Origin of the sequence: Terrabacter sp. Root181, assembly GCF_001428505.1 — a bacterium.
GTDB lineage: Bacteria > Actinomycetota > Actinomycetes > Actinomycetales > Dermatophilaceae > Terrabacter.
Genome location: NZ_LMHU01000009.1, coordinates 209,494 through 224,511 on the forward strand (window position 1 = coordinate 209,494; position 15,018 = coordinate 224,511).

The 15,018-nt window shown below is 73.4% G+C and carries 15 protein-coding genes; 7 read left to right on the forward strand and 8 right to left on the reverse strand.

What is annotated here, in order from left to right; all coding sequences use genetic code 11:
• Positions 1-205 precede the first annotated feature (205 nt).
• The 3 genes from ASD90_RS19215 (at position 206) to ASD90_RS19225 (ending at position 2,976) form a co-directional block, all read left to right on the forward strand.
• The gene (locus tag ASD90_RS19215) at positions 206-1,006 is read left to right on the forward strand and encodes a hypothetical protein (RefSeq protein ID WP_056759986.1); all 801 of its coding nucleotides are present in this window, start codon (positions 206-208) and stop codon (positions 1,004-1,006) included.
• A complete protein-coding gene (locus ASD90_RS19220) occupies positions 1,003-1,701 on the forward strand; it encodes a class I SAM-dependent methyltransferase (protein ID WP_056759988.1) in 699 nt (232 codons plus the stop codon). Before ASD90_RS19215 ends, ASD90_RS19220 begins: the two co-directional genes overlap by 4 nt.
• 159 nt (positions 1,702-1,860) lie before the next feature.
• Positions 1,861-2,976: an NAD(P)/FAD-dependent oxidoreductase gene (locus ASD90_RS19225; protein WP_056759990.1), complete on the forward strand. Its 1,116-nt coding sequence runs from the start codon at positions 1,861-1,863 to the stop codon at positions 2,974-2,976.
• A gap of 113 nt (positions 2,977-3,089) precedes the next feature.
• Here ASD90_RS19225 and ASD90_RS19230 read toward each other — a convergent pair whose 3' ends face one another.
• From ASD90_RS19230 to ASD90_RS19255, 6 genes are all read right to left on the reverse strand, one after another.
• The gene (locus ASD90_RS19230) at positions 3,090-4,730 is read right to left on the reverse strand and encodes a LuxR family transcriptional regulator (RefSeq protein ID WP_056759992.1); all 1,641 of its coding nucleotides are present in this window, start codon (positions 4,728-4,730) and stop codon (positions 3,090-3,092) included.
• Positions 4,731-4,963: 233 nt separating this feature from the next.
• On the reverse strand, positions 4,964-5,848 hold the full coding sequence (gene nadC, locus ASD90_RS19235; RefSeq protein ID WP_056759994.1) for a carboxylating nicotinate-nucleotide diphosphorylase: 885 nt from the start codon (positions 5,846-5,848) through the stop codon (positions 4,964-4,966).
• Positions 5,845-7,671: an L-aspartate oxidase gene (locus ASD90_RS19240; RefSeq protein ID WP_056759995.1), complete on the reverse strand. Its 1,827-nt coding sequence runs from the start codon at positions 7,669-7,671 to the stop codon at positions 5,845-5,847. Before ASD90_RS19240 ends, nadC begins: the two co-directional genes overlap by 4 nt.
• Positions 7,672-7,683: 12 nt before the next feature.
• Positions 7,684-8,118: an aspartate 1-decarboxylase gene (panD, locus tag ASD90_RS19245; RefSeq protein ID WP_056759998.1), complete on the reverse strand. Its 435-nt coding sequence runs from the start codon at positions 8,116-8,118 to the stop codon at positions 7,684-7,686.
• 61 nt (positions 8,119-8,179) lie between these two features.
• A complete protein-coding gene (panC, locus tag ASD90_RS19250; protein ID WP_056760299.1) occupies positions 8,180-9,121 on the reverse strand; it encodes a pantoate--beta-alanine ligase in 942 nt (313 codons plus the stop codon).
• 44 nt (positions 9,122-9,165) lie between these two features.
• The gene (locus tag ASD90_RS19255; protein ID WP_056760000.1) at positions 9,166-10,074 is read right to left on the reverse strand and encodes a Rossmann-like and DUF2520 domain-containing protein; all 909 of its coding nucleotides are present in this window, start codon (positions 10,072-10,074) and stop codon (positions 9,166-9,168) included.
• Positions 10,075-10,097: 23 nt separating this feature from the next.
• Between ASD90_RS19255 and ASD90_RS19260 the strand changes: the two genes are divergently transcribed.
• Both ASD90_RS19260 and ASD90_RS19265 read left to right on the forward strand, forming a co-directional pair.
• On the forward strand, positions 10,098-11,183 hold the full coding sequence (locus ASD90_RS19260; RefSeq protein ID WP_056760002.1) for an SAM-dependent methyltransferase: 1,086 nt from the start codon (positions 10,098-10,100) through the stop codon (positions 11,181-11,183).
• A gap of 5 nt (positions 11,184-11,188) precedes the next feature.
• On the forward strand, positions 11,189-11,725 hold the full coding sequence (locus ASD90_RS19265) for a copper resistance CopC family protein (protein WP_056760004.1): 537 nt from the start codon (positions 11,189-11,191) through the stop codon (positions 11,723-11,725).
• 124 nt (positions 11,726-11,849) lie between these two features.
• Here ASD90_RS19265 and ASD90_RS19270 read toward each other — a convergent pair whose 3' ends face one another.
• Complete coding sequence (locus tag ASD90_RS19270) at positions 11,850-12,245, reverse strand: glyoxalase/bleomycin resistance/extradiol dioxygenase family protein (protein WP_056760005.1); 396 nt, start codon at positions 12,243-12,245, stop codon at positions 11,850-11,852.
• Between the two features lie 32 nt (positions 12,246-12,277).
• A complete protein-coding gene (locus ASD90_RS19275; protein ID WP_056760008.1) occupies positions 12,278-13,492 on the reverse strand; it encodes a cytochrome P450 in 1,215 nt (404 codons plus the stop codon).
• Positions 13,493-13,574: 82 nt separating this feature from the next.
• Between ASD90_RS19275 and ASD90_RS19280 the strand changes: the two genes are divergently transcribed.
• Together ASD90_RS19280 and ASD90_RS19285 are read left to right on the forward strand one after the other, a co-directional pair.
• Complete coding sequence (locus ASD90_RS19280) at positions 13,575-14,762, forward strand: NADH-quinone oxidoreductase subunit D (RefSeq protein ID WP_056760009.1); 1,188 nt, start codon at positions 13,575-13,577, stop codon at positions 14,760-14,762.
• 8 nt (positions 14,763-14,770) lie between these two features.
• Entirely contained in the window at positions 14,771-15,001 is a 231-nt protein-coding gene (locus ASD90_RS19285; RefSeq protein WP_056760011.1) for a hypothetical protein, read from the forward strand.
• Positions 15,002-15,018 lie beyond the last annotated feature (17 nt).

Sequence of the window (15,018 nt, forward strand, 5' to 3'; positions counted from 1 at the left end):
GAGGTCGGACCGCATGCTGTCGTGCCCAGGGAGGCTGAGCCCCTTCCCGCGCACCGGAGGCGACCTGGACGCCACCGCCAGCGTACGCTCGCGTCCCCGCACGCGGGAGCACACGGCATACGCCGGCGGTCTCCGCCCGAGACGCACCATCCACGAGGTGGTCCTCGTCGGCGCGCCGGAAACCTCCGCGGCATAGGGTGAGCCGGTGGCTGAAGCACCTCTGGACCTCCCCCGCGTCTGGGTCGAGTTCACCGACCCCGCCGACACGAACCAGCGCTACCGCTGCGACCTGACGTGGCTCACGAGCAGCTGGACGTGCATCTTCGGAAGCGGCTGCCAGGGCATCTACGCCGGCCGGCCCGACGACGGCTGCTGCACCCTCGGCGCCCACTTCACCGAGAAGGACGACTGGAAGCGCGTCGCGAAGGCCGTCGAGGAGCTCGGCGAGGACGAGTGGGAGTACCACTCCGTCGGTCGAGCCACGGGCAGCAAGGACGACTGGACCGAGAAGGAGGACGGTGCGCGCAAGACGAAGGTCGTCGACGGCGCCTGCATCTTCCTCAACCGTCCCGGCTTCCCCGCCGGCGCCGGGTGCGCCCTGCACCAGCACGCGGTCCTGACCGGCGTCGAGCCGCACACCCTCAAGCCCGACGTGTGCTGGCAGCTGCCGATCCGACGCACCTTCCGTACCGTCGAGCTGCCCGACGACACGAGCTACCTCGAGGTGACGATCACCGAGTACGACCGCCGCGGCTGGGGTCCGGGTGGCCACGACCTCGACTGGTACTGCTCGGGCAACCCCGAGGCGCACGTCGGTCGCGAGCCCGTCTACCGGTCCAACGCGCCCGAGCTCACCGAGCTGATGGGGCCGCTCGCCTACGCCGAGCTGGCGATCCGCGCTGAGGCGCACCTGGCCCAGGTCAAGGCCGTCCGGGCGCGCGGTGTGCGCAAGCTGCTGCCGCTGCTCGTGCACCCGGCGACCATCGAGGCCCAGCGGTCCACGTGAGCGGCGCGCCGGAGATCATCCCGTCCCCCAACGTCTGGGAGACACCCGACGTCTACGAGGTCGAGAACCGCGGCGTCGACCGCGCCCACGTCATCGAGGACGCCATGCGTGCCGTGCTCGACTGGTCGGGGCTCGACGTCGTCGACATCGGCTGCGGCACGGGCTACCACCTGCCCTTCTTCGCGCACGACGCCCGCTCGGTCGTCGGCGTCGAACCGCACCCACCGCTCGCTTCGCTTGCGGCACAACGCGTCTCGGGTATGCCGTCCGTGTCGGTCCGCGAGGAGGGCGCCGCCGCGATCGGGGTGCCCGACGGGTCGTTCGACGTGGCGCACGCACGGTGGGCCTACTTCTTCGGGCCCGGGTGCGAGCCCGGTCTCGCCGAGCTCGAACGCATCGTCCGCCCGGGTGGGGCGGCGTTCGTCATCGACAACGACGCGACCCGGTCGACGTTCGGGCAGTGGTTCCGGCGGGCCCTGCCGGGCTACGACCCGCGCGCGGTCGAGCGGTTCTGGGAGCGCCAGGGCTGGCAGCGCGAGCGGCTCGACATCCGCTGGGACTTCGACTCGCGGGCGGACTTCGAGGCCGTCGTCGGCATCGAGTTCGCCCCCGAGCACGCCGACCTCATCCTCGCCGAGCACCCCGACGCGACCGGCGTCGACTACGCCCTCAACCTCTGGCACCGCCGCTACTGACCCGTCGAGAGGCCACCTCTGGCCGCCCCGACCCGGTCGAGAGGCCAGGGCGCGTGGTCATTCCTACCCATGCCCTGCCCCGGGGATGGGCACCGCGGCCGACGCGGTGACGGCCCTGCCCTTCCTACGGTCGAGACATCGACCACCCGGAGGGACACCATGGAGACCATCGAGACCGTCATCATCGGCGCAGGCCAGGCCGGCGTCGCCACGGCGCGCGAGCTCGTCGACCGCGGGCACGAGTGCGTCGTGCTCGAACGCAACGAGGCCGTCGGGGACGGCTGGCGACAGCAGTACGACTCGCTCCGGCTCTACTCCTCGGTGCGGCACGACTCGCTGCCCGGGATGCCCTTCCCCGGCGACCCGCGGTCCTTCCCCGGCAAGGACGACGTCGCGGCCTACCTCCAGTCCTATGCCGCCCACTTCCGCCTGCCCGTCCGGCTGGGTGTGCGCGTGGAGCAGCTCGCCGCCGCCGCGGCCGGTGACGGCTTCGTCGTGACGACGGACCGCGGCAGCATCGCCTGTCGCAACGTCGTCGTGGCGACCGGGACCTTCGGGCGTGCGCCTCACGTGCCGGCCTTCGCCTCCGACCTCGACCCGTCGATCCTCCAGCTGCACTCGAGCCAGTACCGGCGCCCCAGCCAGCTGCGGGACGGCCCGGTGCTCGTCGTCGGCGCCTCGCACTCGGGCTGCGACATCGCCTACGAGCTCGCCGAGAGCCGAGCGACCGTCCTGGCCGGTCGGGACTGCGGGCAGATCCCGGTGCGCTGGGACACGCCTGCCGTGCACGTCGCCTTCCCCGTCCTGCTCTTCGCGTGGCGCCACCTTCTGACGCGCCGGACACCGGTCGGCCGGAGGATGATGGCGGAGATCCGCCACCACGGCGGCCCGATGCTGCGGGTCAAGCGCGAGGACCTCGCCGCCCGCGGCGTCGAGCGCCACGTGCAGCGCGTCGCCGGAGTCACCGACGGCCGCCCCACCCTCGACGACGGCACGGTGGTCGACGCCGCCAACGTCGTCTGGGCCACCGGCTTCGACCAGCGCTTCGACTGGATCGACCTGCCCGTCCTCGGCGAGGACGGGTGGCCGCGGGAGTACCGCGGCGTCTCGAGCGACGTGCCGGGTCTCTTCTTCTGCGGGCTGGCCTTCCAGTACGCGTTCGCCTCGATGGTGCTGCCCGGCGTCGGTCGCGACGCCGCCCACGTCGCGAGCCACATCGCCCGGCGTTCGGCCACGACCTCGAGGGCGCCCGCGGTCGAGGCTGCGGGCCGCTGACCGTCCGGGGAGGGACGGTCCCGGACCGGTCGGATGCGTGCGACCGGTCCGGCACCCGTCTTGCACGGTCCGCCGTCCGTTGGCACGGTGGGCACCCGTCGGGCGCCGGACGGTCAGCCCTGACGGCGTACGAGGTCGTGCTCGAAGGCAAAAGCCGCTGCGGCCGTTCGGCTCCCGACCCCGAGCTTGGTGAAGATGTTGCTGAGGTGGCGGGCCACGGTCCGGTCGCTGAGCACCAGTGCCGACGCGATCTGCGCGTTGCTCCGCCCCTCGGCAACGAGACCCAGCACCTCGACCTCGCGCTCGGTGAGACGGGCGGGGCGTGAGGCGGTCGAGCCCACGCCGTCGAGGTCGACCACGTCCGGACCGGCCCCCACCGACACGAGCACCCCGCGCGCCGACGCGAGCGCGCGGCGGGCGGACTCGTGGTCACCGAGGGCGACCAACGCCCGACCCGTGCCCGCCTGCGCGAGCGCCGCCTCGTGGGGCATGTCCAGGCGCACCCACGCCTGGTGCGCCTTGCGCAGGTACGGCAGCGCCCCCGCCGGGTCGCCCGAGGCGAGCTGGACCCGACCCCACGCCGTCGAGGCCGCCGCGGCGAGCACCTCGGAGCCGAACGACTCGGCGAGTCCGTCGAGCTCCCGCGCACAGTCGCGAGCGGCGTCGACGTCGTGCGCGGCGAGGAGGACGTCGACGGCGGCGGGCAGGACCCGGCTGCGACGCACCGACGGCCCGGGTTCGGCCAGGAGCCGCCGGACGGCCCCGAGCGCCGCTGCGGTCCGCCCCCGAGCGAGCCACAGCAGGGCCGAACCGGGCTGCGGGTCGTAGCCGTGCTCGGCACTGCGCTGGTAGGCCGCCTCGGCAGCCTCGAGGTCACCGCGCAGCCGCAGGAGGTCGCCGCGTTCGCACGCGGCCTGGCCGACGGCATCGGTGGCGCCCGCGAGCCGGTAGCGCTCGATCGCGGCGGTGAGCTCGTCGAGGGCGGCATCCCACGCCCCGTGTGCCCGCATGACCTGGGCGCGGTGCAGACTGCACTGGCCGGTGAAGGTGACGAGCCCGGGCTGCTCGGTGCACCAGCGGTGCAGCAGCTGCGTCCACTCCACGACCCGGCGCAGGTCCGACACCTCCTGGCAGCCCTCGATGGCCGTGCAGTAGACGTGTCCGAGCATGACGGGCGCCACCCGGCGGCTCGTCGCCTCGAGCATCGACTCGTCGAGCAGCGAGAGGCCGTCGGGGACGCGGTCGCCGTAGATCGCCATCCGCCCCTGGGCGCACAGCCCGGTCGCCAGGAGGGCCGCGTCGTCGTGGCGGCGGCCCGCCTCGGTCGCCTCGACCGCACAGGCGCCGGCCTCCGCGAACCTGCCGGCGCCGAGGTGAGAGAACATGCGGGCGAAGGCCACGTAGCCGGACTCGAGGCTCCCCTCGGGCAGCGCCTCGACGAGGCGTTCGCCGCGCGCCAGCCAGGCCGCGCCCGCGGACTGGTCACCGCTCGTGCGCCCGATCATCGACAGGTGGAAGGCGCACCGCGCGGCTCCAGCGGTGTCGCCCTCGGAGACGCGGGAGTCGAAGGCGCGTCGGTAGCGCTCGACGGCGTCGCCCATCCGACCGAGCAGGTGGGCCGCGGCAGCGGAGGACTCGAGGTCGTCCGCCGTGAGGCCGTCGGCGTCGACGGCGGACCACCGGTCCAGGGCGGCAGACCACTCACCGCGCTCGAACTCGGCTCTCGCGCGGACCAGCTCGTCGACGACACCCACGGCACCCTCCTCCGTCGCAGGCTACGCCCGCCGCCCGGAGCGTCACCCCATCACCAACCGTCGAGAGGCCACGATCGGCCGCTTCGCGGCGGTCGAGTGGCCATTCCAGTCCCCGGCCACAGGTGGCCTCTCGACGGTCACGGGCGGCCAGTGGTGGCCTCTCGACGGGTCACGGGCGGCCAGTGGTGGCCTCTCGACGGGTCACGGGCGGCCAGTTGTGGCCTCTCGACGGGTCAGTCGACGAGGTCGAGGGCGATGTCGACGATGGGCGAGCTGTGCGTCAGACCGCCGACCGACACGAAGTCGACCCCCGTCGCAGCGTGCTCGGCGACGACCTCGAGGGTGAGCCCGCCGGTGGCCTCGATCTCGACGGGCTCGCCTGCGGCCCTGAGCAGCCCGACGGTCTCGCGCAGCACGTCGACCGACATGTTGTCGCACATGATGAAGCGCGCCCCCGCGTCGTACGCCTCCTGCGCCTCGGCCGGCGTCGTCACCTCGACCTGCACGTCGACGTCGGGGAAGCGCTCGCGCACCAACGCGTACGCCGCGGCGACCGAGCCGGCCGCGAGCTTGTGGTTGTCCTTGATCATCGCGACGTCGTAGAGGCCCATGCGCTTGTTGGTGCCGCCACCGCAGCGCACGGCGTACTTCTCCAGCCAGCGCATGCCGGGTGTCGTCTTGCGGGTGTCGAGCACCATCGTCGAGGTGCCCTCGAGCGCGTCGGCCCAGCGCCGCGTGTGGGTGGCGACGCCGGAGAGCCGGCTCAGGATGTTGAGGATGGTGCGCTCGGCCACGAGGACGACCTGGGTCGGCCCGGTCAGTCGCGCGATGACGTCACCGCGCACGAGTCGCGCACCGTCGTCGTTCACCACCTCGACCGTCGGCACCGCGCCGCCGATCTGCTCGGCGACCGCCGCGAGCACGAGCCCGATGACGGGCACGCCGGCGACGACGCCCGGTGCCCGTGCGACGATCTCGGCCGTGCGCGTCTGGTCGGCGGGGATGGTCGCGAGCGTCGTCACGTCGACGCCCTCGGGGCCGAGGTCCTCGCGCAGCGCCACCGTGACGAGCTCGCGCGCCCACGCGTGCGGGAACCCGCTCAGACCGTCGTCGCTCACTGCGTCTCCTCCGTCGATCCCACCGGCTGCGTATGCCGTCCGGCCCCGTTCGCGGGTCGCGTCCCGTCCGCGCGGTCCTCGTCGAGCACGTCGAGCGGCACCGAGCCGTCGAGGTCGAGGCCGTCGAGGTTGGAGCGCGGCACGGGCACGACCATGGCCTCCAGCACGCCGGCGTCGGAGCGCTGGAGGTGCACGTGGTGCAGGAAGTGCTCGTCGTCGCGGGCCGGGAAGTCCTCGCGCACGTGACCGCCGCGGGTCTCGTCACGCAGCGCGGCGGCATACGTCAGCGCTCGTCCGAGGTGGAGCAGGTTGGTGGTCTCCCAGCTCTTGGGTCCGCCCGGCTTGTCGGCGTCGTCGGTGACGGCGCGGGTCGCGAGCGCGGCCAGGGTCTCCTGCGTCGCCGCGAGCGAGGCGGCCGAGCGCACGGTGCCGGAACCGGCGGTCATGGCGCGCTGCACGTCGAGGCGACGCTTGCCGCGGATCAGCTCCGGCTCGCCGTCGACCGCGACGGGAGCGGTCTCCGGCAGCTCGCCGGCACCGAGCCGGGCCGTGAGGTCGTCGGCGATGCGGCGGGCGAAGACGAGGCCCTCGAGGAGCGAGTTGCTGGCAAGGCGGTTGGCGCCGTGGACGCCGGTGCACGACGTCTCGCCGCACGCGTAGAGCCCCTCGAGCGACGACCGTCCACGCAGGTCGGTGCGCACGCCGCCGCTCGCGTAGTGCTGTGCGGGTGCGACCGGGAGCAGCTGCGTGGCCGGGTCGAAGCCGAGCTCGCGGCAGCGCTGCACGATCGACGGGAAGCGCTGCTCGAGGAACTCGGCGCCGAGGTGGCGGCAGTCGAGGTAGACGTGGTCGGTGCCGCTCTCGCGCATCCGGGCGATGATGGCGCGGGCCACGACGTCACGGGGTGCGAGGTCGGCGAGCGGGTGCTGGCCCTGCATGAAGCGCTCGCCCGCCTCGTCGACGAGGAACGCGCCCTCGCCGCGCACCGCCTCGGAGATGAGCGGCTGCTGCCCGCGCGAGCCCTCACCGAGCCAGAGGACCGTCGGGTGGAACTGGACGAACTCGAGGTCGGCGAGGACGGCGCCGGCCCGCAGCGCGGCGGCCATGCCGTCACCCGTGGCGACGGACGGGTTCGTCGTCGAGGCGTAGATCTGGCCGAGGCCACCGGTCGCGAGCACGACGGCGCGCGCGTGCGCGGCGCCGACGCCGTCGACCTGGCCCTCCCCGATCACGTGGAGCGTCACGCCGCACACGCGGGCGTCGGAGTCGGCCAGGAGGTCGACGACGAGGGCGTGCTCGATGACCTCGATGCCGGGGTCGTCGCGCACCCGGTCGAGGGCGGCGATGAGGGCACGGCTGATCTCGCGGCCGGTCGCGTCGCCACCGGCATGGAGGATGCGGTCGCGGTGGTGGCCGCCCTCGCGCGTCAGCGACAGCCCGCCGGTGTCGCCGCGGTCGAACTCCGCGCCGAGCGCGATGAGGTCCCAGACGGCGTCGGTGCCCTCGTGCACGAGAGCCTCCACGGCGTCGACGTCACAGAGGCCGACGCCGGCGACGAGGGTGTCGTGGATGTGCTCGGCGGCGCTGTCCTCCGGGGACATGACGGCGGCGATGCCGCCCTGCGCCCACGCCGTCGAGCCCTCGTCGAGCACGGTCTTCGTCACGAGGAGCACGCGGTCGACACGGCGCCTCAGCCGCAGGGCCGTCGTGAGACCGGCGACGCCGGAGCCGACGACGATGACGTCGGCGGTCGCCGTCCAGCCGGGCGCGGGCGCGCGCAGCCGCCGGGGGACGGTCACGTCGGGGAGCCCGCTCTGCGGCATACGGCTGGCCTCTCAGTCCTGGTACTCGTGGTGACGCTCGGTGACGGCCGAGGTCAGCAGACCGAAGCCGTCGGGCACGTCACCTGCATCGTGCCCCACCTCGACCACCCGGTTGTGCTCGTCGACGAAGACGACCTGCGGCTCGAAGGTGCGTGCCTCGGCATCGTCCATCGCGGCGTACGCGATGATGATGACCGTGTCACCGGGCGAGATGAGCCGGGCGGCAGCCCCGTTGATGCAGACGATGCCCGTGCCGCGCTCGCCCTCGATCGCGTAGGTCGTCAGGCGGTTGCCGTTGTCGACGTCGACGACGTCGACCTGCTGGCCCGGCCACAGGTCGGCGGCGTCGAGCAGGTCGCGGTCGATCGTCAGTGAGCCGACGTAGTGCAGGTCGGCCTGCGTCACGGTGGCCCGGTGGATCTTCGAGTGGAGCATGAAACGCTGCACGATGTGGCTTCCTCGGGTTGCTGGCTGGAGCGTCGTTGCGCGAGAGGGGGACTCTGGTCGGTCAGGGCTGGGAGAAGGTCTCGAGCGCGCCGCCGCCCGGTCCGACGAGCACCGGCAGGTTGTCGATGAGACGAGTCGTACCCACTCGCCCCGCCACGGCGAGCAGTGCCTCGCCGCGGTACCACTCCGGCACGTCCTCGAGCGTGTCCGGGTGGACGAGCACGAGGTAGTCGACGAGGGCGAGCGGCTCGCGCACGAGGACGGCCCGGGCGGCGCGACGGACGGCCGACGGGCCCTCGACGGCGGCGTCGGCCCCGGCGCGGAGAGCGGCCGAGAGGCACAGGGCCGTCTCACGGTCGGAGTCGGTGAGGTAGGTGTTGCGGCTCGACATCGCGAGGCCGTCGGGCTCGCGCACGGTCGGCACGGCCACGACGCGCACCGGGAAGTCGAGGTCGCGGCACATCCGGCGGATGAGGAGCAGCTGCTGGGCGTCCTTCTGCCCGAAGTAGGCCGCGCTGCACCGGGTCAGGTGCATGAGCTTGCCGACGACCGTGAGCATGCCGTCGAAGTGCCCGGGACGGGCCTGGCCCTCGAGGACGTCGCCGAGCGGTCCTGCCGAGACGCGCACCCCCGGGTCGCCGTCGGGGTAGATGACGTCGGGCGTCGGGGCGAAGACGAGGTCGACGCCCGCGGCCGTGCAGATGTCGAGGTCGGCGTCGAACGTCCGCGGGTAGCGCGAGAGGTCCTCCTTGGGCCCGAACTGGAGCGGGTTGAGGAAGATCGTCACGACGACGTGGCGGTGGGTCTTGCGGGCCTGGTGGATGAGGGTCGCGTGCCCCTCGTGCAGGGCTCCCATCGTCATGACGACGGCGACGTCGCCGTCGTCGAGCGCCGCGCGCGCCTCGCGCAGCTCGTCCCTCGTCCGGGCGACCACGGGAGCCGTGGGCGGCGTGGTGGTGTCGGCGCTCGTCTCGGCGGCGTCGACGTCTGGGGTGTCGGCCACGGTGTCGGTGGCGGTGTGTGCGGTGGTGTCTGCGGTGGTGTCGGTCACGGTTGGTCCTCCTCGTGCGCGAGCAGCTCGAGCAGCGGGCCGGCGTCGGAGGCGCGGAGGCGCCCGCTGAGCAGGGCCCGCTGTGCCGTCGCGCGGGCCAGCGCCAGGTAGGTCGGGCGGATGTCCGGGGCGACCTTGCGCAGCATCGCGACGTGCCCGGCAACGGTACCGGCATCGCCGCGCGCCACCGGACCGGTGAGGGCTGCGTCACCTCGTTGGAGGGTGTTGGACAGCGCCGCCGTCAGCAGCGGCTCGAGGACACGCGCCGGGTCGTCGACGCCGGCCTCGCCGAGCAGCTGCATCGACTGGGCCACGAGCGTGACGAGGTGGTTCGAGCCGTGCGCGAGGGCGGCGTGGTAGGTGACGCGGTCCTCCTCGGAGATCCACACCGGGTCACCGCCCATCTCGATGACGAGCGCCTCGCCGAGCGGTCGCGCGAGGTCGGTCGTCGTCACGCCGAAGCAGCAGTCGTGGAGCCGGTCGAGGTCGAGCTCAGTGCCCGTGAACGTCATGGCCGGGTGCAGCGCGAGCGGCACGATGTCGCTGTCCACCGCCGCCTCGAACACCGAGATGCCGTGCGCCCCGGACGTGTGCATGACGAGCTGGCCCGGTGTGAAGGTGCCGGTGGCGCTGAGGCCCGCGACGAGGTCGGCGAGGGCGTCGTCCGGCACGGCGAGCACGACGAGGTCCGCGCCCGAGACGACCTCGGGGATCGGCTTGACCGGCACCCCGGGCAGCAGTGCCGCCGCCCGCTCGAGGCTCTCCTCGCTGACGGCGGAGACGCCGGTGACGACGTGGCCGGCCCGGGCCAGGGCGGCTCCGAGGACGGATCCGACGCGTCCGGCGCCCACGACGCCGACGTCGAAGCGCGCGGGACGCTCGTGCGGGGTGCTCACCCACGGCACGCTATCGCCTACAGTCGGCAGGCGTGGATCCCCTTCCCTGGCGCGACGCGTGGCACGAGGCGCTGTATGCCGTGGGGCGGGGCTTCTACGTGACGCGCGGCGGCCCGGCCGCCCACTTCACCACCGCCACGCACGGCCCGACCGGCCGGGTGCTCGCCGAGGCCCTGCTGGCGCTGTGGACCGCGGAGCACGGAACCGCCGCCCCCTCGGTCGTCGTCGACGTCGGCGCAGGACGCGGCGAGCTCGCGACGCACCTGCTCGCCGCCCTCGACCACCTCGGTTCGAGGGATGTCGTCGCGCCCGGTCACGACGAAGCACCTCGACCCCACGACGCCTCCTCCGGGTCGGGGTATGCCGTCGCGGCCGGTCACGACGGACCACCTCGACCGCGGGTGGTCGCGGTCGACGTCGTCGAGCGGCCCGAGGGCCTCGACGATCGGGTCGAGTGGCTCCGTTCCCCCGGTGGCGCGGCCCTGCCGCCCGAGCTGCCCGGCCTGCACGACGCCCTCGTCATCGCCCACGAGTGGCTCGACGTCGTGCCGTGCACCGTCGCCGAGGTCGACGCCGACGGCACCGCACGCGAGGTGCTCGTCGACCCCGCGACCGGCGAGGAGTCGCTCGGCGATGCGCTTGCGGGCGCCGACCGACGTTGGGCGCAGGCCCACTGGCCCACGAGGATCCCCGGTGACCGCCTCGAGATCGGCCTCGCCCGCGACGAGGCCTGGGCCGACCTCGTCTCGCGCGTCGGCTCCGGCCTCCTGCTCGCCGTGGACTACGGCCACGTCGCGACGACACGTCCCCCCGGAGGGACGCTCACGGCATACGCCAGCGGTCGGCTGACGGCACCCGTGCCCGACGGCTCGTGCGACGTGACGGCCCACGTCGCCATGGACACCCTCGACGTCGACGAGGTGCGCACCCAGCGCGAGGCGCTGCGGGCACTCGGGCTCACGGGAGCCACCCCGGCGCACGCACTCGCCGGCAGCGACCCGCTCTCGTACCTCGCCGCGCTCGAGCGGGCCAGCACGGAGGCACGGCTGCTCGACCGGCACGGCTTCGGCGGCTTCTGGTGGGCGGTGAAGCGCGTCCCCGGGCACGACGTAACCTGAGCGGCATGCGTCGTCTCGCCTCTGCGCTGCTCGCCCTCGGACTTCTCGTCGCACTGCCGACGACGGCCTTCGCCCACGACGTCCTCGAGCGGACCGACCCGGCCGACGGGACGACGGTGGCGCAGCTGCCCGGAGCGGTTGTGCTCACCTTCTCCGAGGCCCCGCTCGAAATCGGCACCCAGGTCGTCGTCACCGGACCGTCGGGGCCCGTGTCGTCCGGCAGCCCGACGATCGAGGGCCGCGCCGTCACGCAGGCGCTCGCCCCGAACGCACCGGGCGGCGACTACACGGTCTCCTACCGCGTCACCTCCGACGACGGCCACCCCGTCACCGGCACCTTCTCGTTCCACGCCACGATCGGGCTCGACGGGTCCACCGCCACCGCGGGTGCGACGGTGCACGTCAAGCCCGTCTCCGGCGCCGACGACGCCCAGGGCTCGCTCCTCGTGCCGATCCTGCTCACCATCGTCGGCACCGTCGTGCTGCTGGGGGTCGGCGGGTTCCTCGTGCTCCGTGGTCGCGGCGCCGACAGCGGGGCCTGACCGGGCCTGACCGGGCCTGACCGGGCCTGACCGGGCCTGACCGGGCCTGACCGGGCCTGACCGGGCCTGACCGGGCCTGACCGGGCCTGACGGAGCGACCCGGCCTGACCTCGCCCTGCCGCCGTCAGTCGGGCTCCGGCAGGGGCTGGTTGAGGAACCAGCGGTGCCCGAAGGGGTCGTGGAAGACCGCGAGGCGGCCGATCGGCGGGTTGTCCTCCGGCCCCCGGTCGAGCGTCGCCCCTCCCTCCTGCACCCGGCGGCAGCGTTCGTCGACGTCGGTGACCGTGAGGTGGAGCGTCACGGCGTTGCCGCGGGCGGGGTCCGGGGGCGCGACGCCCACGGCCTCGAAGGCGTCCGACATCATCCAGCGGGCGCCGTCGACGGCCAGCTCGCAGTGTCCGACGTGCCCGTCCTCCATGACGATGGGGTCGACGGTCACCTCGGCGCCGAGGTGCTCGCGGTACCACTCGATCGCGGCCCTCGAGTCGGCCACGCAGATGTAGGGCGTCAGCTCACCCATGGCGTTCTCCTTCCCTGTTCCTGTGGGTCCGTTCAGGTCGAGCGACCGGCCCGTGCGACGACGAGCCGCTCGTAGCCGCGGAGCACGAACGTCGGGCGACGCACCGCCTCGACGACCTCGAGCGACCCCAGCCGCTCGAGCAGCGCCCGCGTCGAGATCTGCAGCTCCATCCGGGCCAGCGGCGCCCCGAGGCAGAAGTGGATGCCGGCGCCGAAGGCCAGGTGCGGGTTCGGGTCGCGGTCGGCGACGAAGCGGTCGGCTTCGGCGAAGACGGCCGGGTCCCGGTTGGCGGCGCCGAGCAGGGCGGCGACCTTCTCACCGGCCCGGACCGTCACGCCGTGGAGCTCGACGTCGGCCGTGGCGGTGCGCTCGAAGAGGTGGAGCGGCGAGTCGTGGCGCAGCATCTCCTCGACGAGCCGGTCGACGACGACCGGGTGATCGAGTCCGGCGTTCACGGCGTCGCGCTGCGCGGTGTCCACGAGCAGCGACGCCAGGCCGTTGCCGAAACCGTTGACGCTGGCCTCGTGCCCGGCGTTGAGCAGCAGCACGACGGTCGCGACGAGCTCGCGCGGCGAGAGGCGGTCGCCGCCGTCACGCTCCTGGACGAGCGAGGTCAGCAGGTCGTCGCCGGGAGCCTGGGCCCGCTCGGCGGCGAGCGCCTCGACGTAAGAGGCGAACTCGTCGCACGCGCGCTGGGCGTCCCGCTGGGCCTCGTCGTCCGGGTCGACCTCGTACATCCGGACGATCGCCTGGGACCAGTCGCGGAGCACCTTCCAGTCGGCCGTCGGGGCGCCGAGCAGCTCGCAGATGACGAGGACGGGCAGCGGCTCCGCGTAGCCGGCGATGACGTCGACCCGGCCATCACGTGCCAGGACCCGCTCCACCTCGTCGAGCAGGCCGGCCGCGATCTCCTCGACCCGGGGGCGAAGCCGCGTCACGTGGCCACGCGCGAAGGCGCCGGCAACGAGGCGTCGCAGCCGCGTGTGCTTCGGCGGCTCCGAGTCGAGGATGGAGTCGGCGTGCAACCAGTCGAACGTCGTCCACGCGTCGTCCCCCGGCGAGCGCGGCCGCAGGATGCGACCGAGCCTCCGGTCGCGCAGCACGTCGTTCGCCGCCGCGTGCGTCGTCGTCACCCACAGCCCGAGGCCCTCGTGTCGCAGGACCGGTCCTTGCCGGCGGGCCTCGGCGAGCGCCGGGTAGGGGTCGGCGACGAACGCGGGGTCGGTGAGGTCGAACGAGGCGGTCACCCCCACACTCTGCCCGACCGGGCGCGCCCCGGGGAGGGGCCACACGGCATACGACCCGGGTGTGGGCCGTAGGCTCGGGCGCATGACGGAGACCACCGCCTCGGCGCCGGGACGGCATCGGGCCCTGACCGTCGGCCTCGGCGCGGGTGGGCTCGCGACCGCCGACATGGTGCTCAACATCGGCCCGCAGCACCCGGCCACCCACGGCGTCCTGCGGCTGCGCATCGTCGTCGACGGCGAGCGGATCATCAGCGCCGAGCCGATCGTGGGCTACATGCACCGCGGCGCCGAGAAGCTCTTCGAGGTGCGCGACTACCGCCAGATCCTCGTGCTCGCCAACCGCCACGACTGGCTCAGCGCCTTCTCCAACGAGCTCGGCGTCGTGCTCGGCGTCGAGCAGATGCTCGGCATGGAGGTGCCCGAGCGCGCCGTCTGGGCGCGCACCGCCCTCGCCGAGCTCAACCGCGTGCTCAACCACCTGATGTTCCTCGGCTCCTACCCCCTCGAGCTCGGCGCCATCACGCCCGTCTTCCACGCGTTCCGCGAGCGCGAGGAGCTCCAGGCCGTGATGGAGGAGGTCTCGGGCGGGCGCATGCACTACATGTTCAACCGCGTCGGCGGCCTCAAGGATGACCTCCCGGCCGGCTGGATGGGCCGTGTCGACAAGGCCATCGCCAACGTGCGCAAGCGTCTGCCCGACCTCGAGCGCCTCATCGTCGGCAACGAGATCCTCGAGGCACGGACCCGGGGCGTCGGCGTGCTGCCCCTGGCGACCGTCGAGGCCTACGGCGTCTCCGGTCCGATCGCGCGCGCCAGTGGCCTCGACGTCGACCTGCGCAGGGACGCGCCCTACCTCGCCTACGGCGAGCTCTTCGGCGACAAGGGTCCTGGCCGCGTCGTGACCCGCACGGCCGGTGACTGCCTGTCGCGCCTCGAGGTGCTGCTCGAGCAGGTGCACGTGTCGCTCGACCTCGCCCAGGCCTGTCTCGACCGGCTCGTGCAGCTGCCGCAGGGGCCGATCAACGTCAAGCTCCCCAAGGTGCTCAAGGTCCCCGAGGGCGAGATCTACAGCGCGACCGAGAACCCCCTCGGCTTCAACGGCTACTACCTCGTCTCCCGCGGGGAGAAGACGCCGTGGCGGCTCAAGCTGCGCTCGGCATCGTTCAACAACATCTCGGTGCTGAGCGAGATGCTGCCGGGCCAGCTCATCGCCGACATGGTCGCGATCCTCGGCTCGATGTTCTTCGTCGTCGGGGACGTCGACAAGTGAGGGGTCGTATGCCGTCCGCCCGGGTCTCGCGCGAGAGTGCCCTGCGCGCCGTCGCCGTCACGCTCATCACGGCGGCGATCACGCTCGCCGCGGCCTGCTCCGACGAGGACACCGTCGACACGATCCCGCCGCCGTGGCCCGTCCGCACGACGACGCCGGACGGACCGCCCCAGCCGCCGTCGGTGTCGACCACGACACCGGCACCCACCTCGACGATCACCGTCGTCGGCACCACCTGACCTGGCGTGCTCGACGA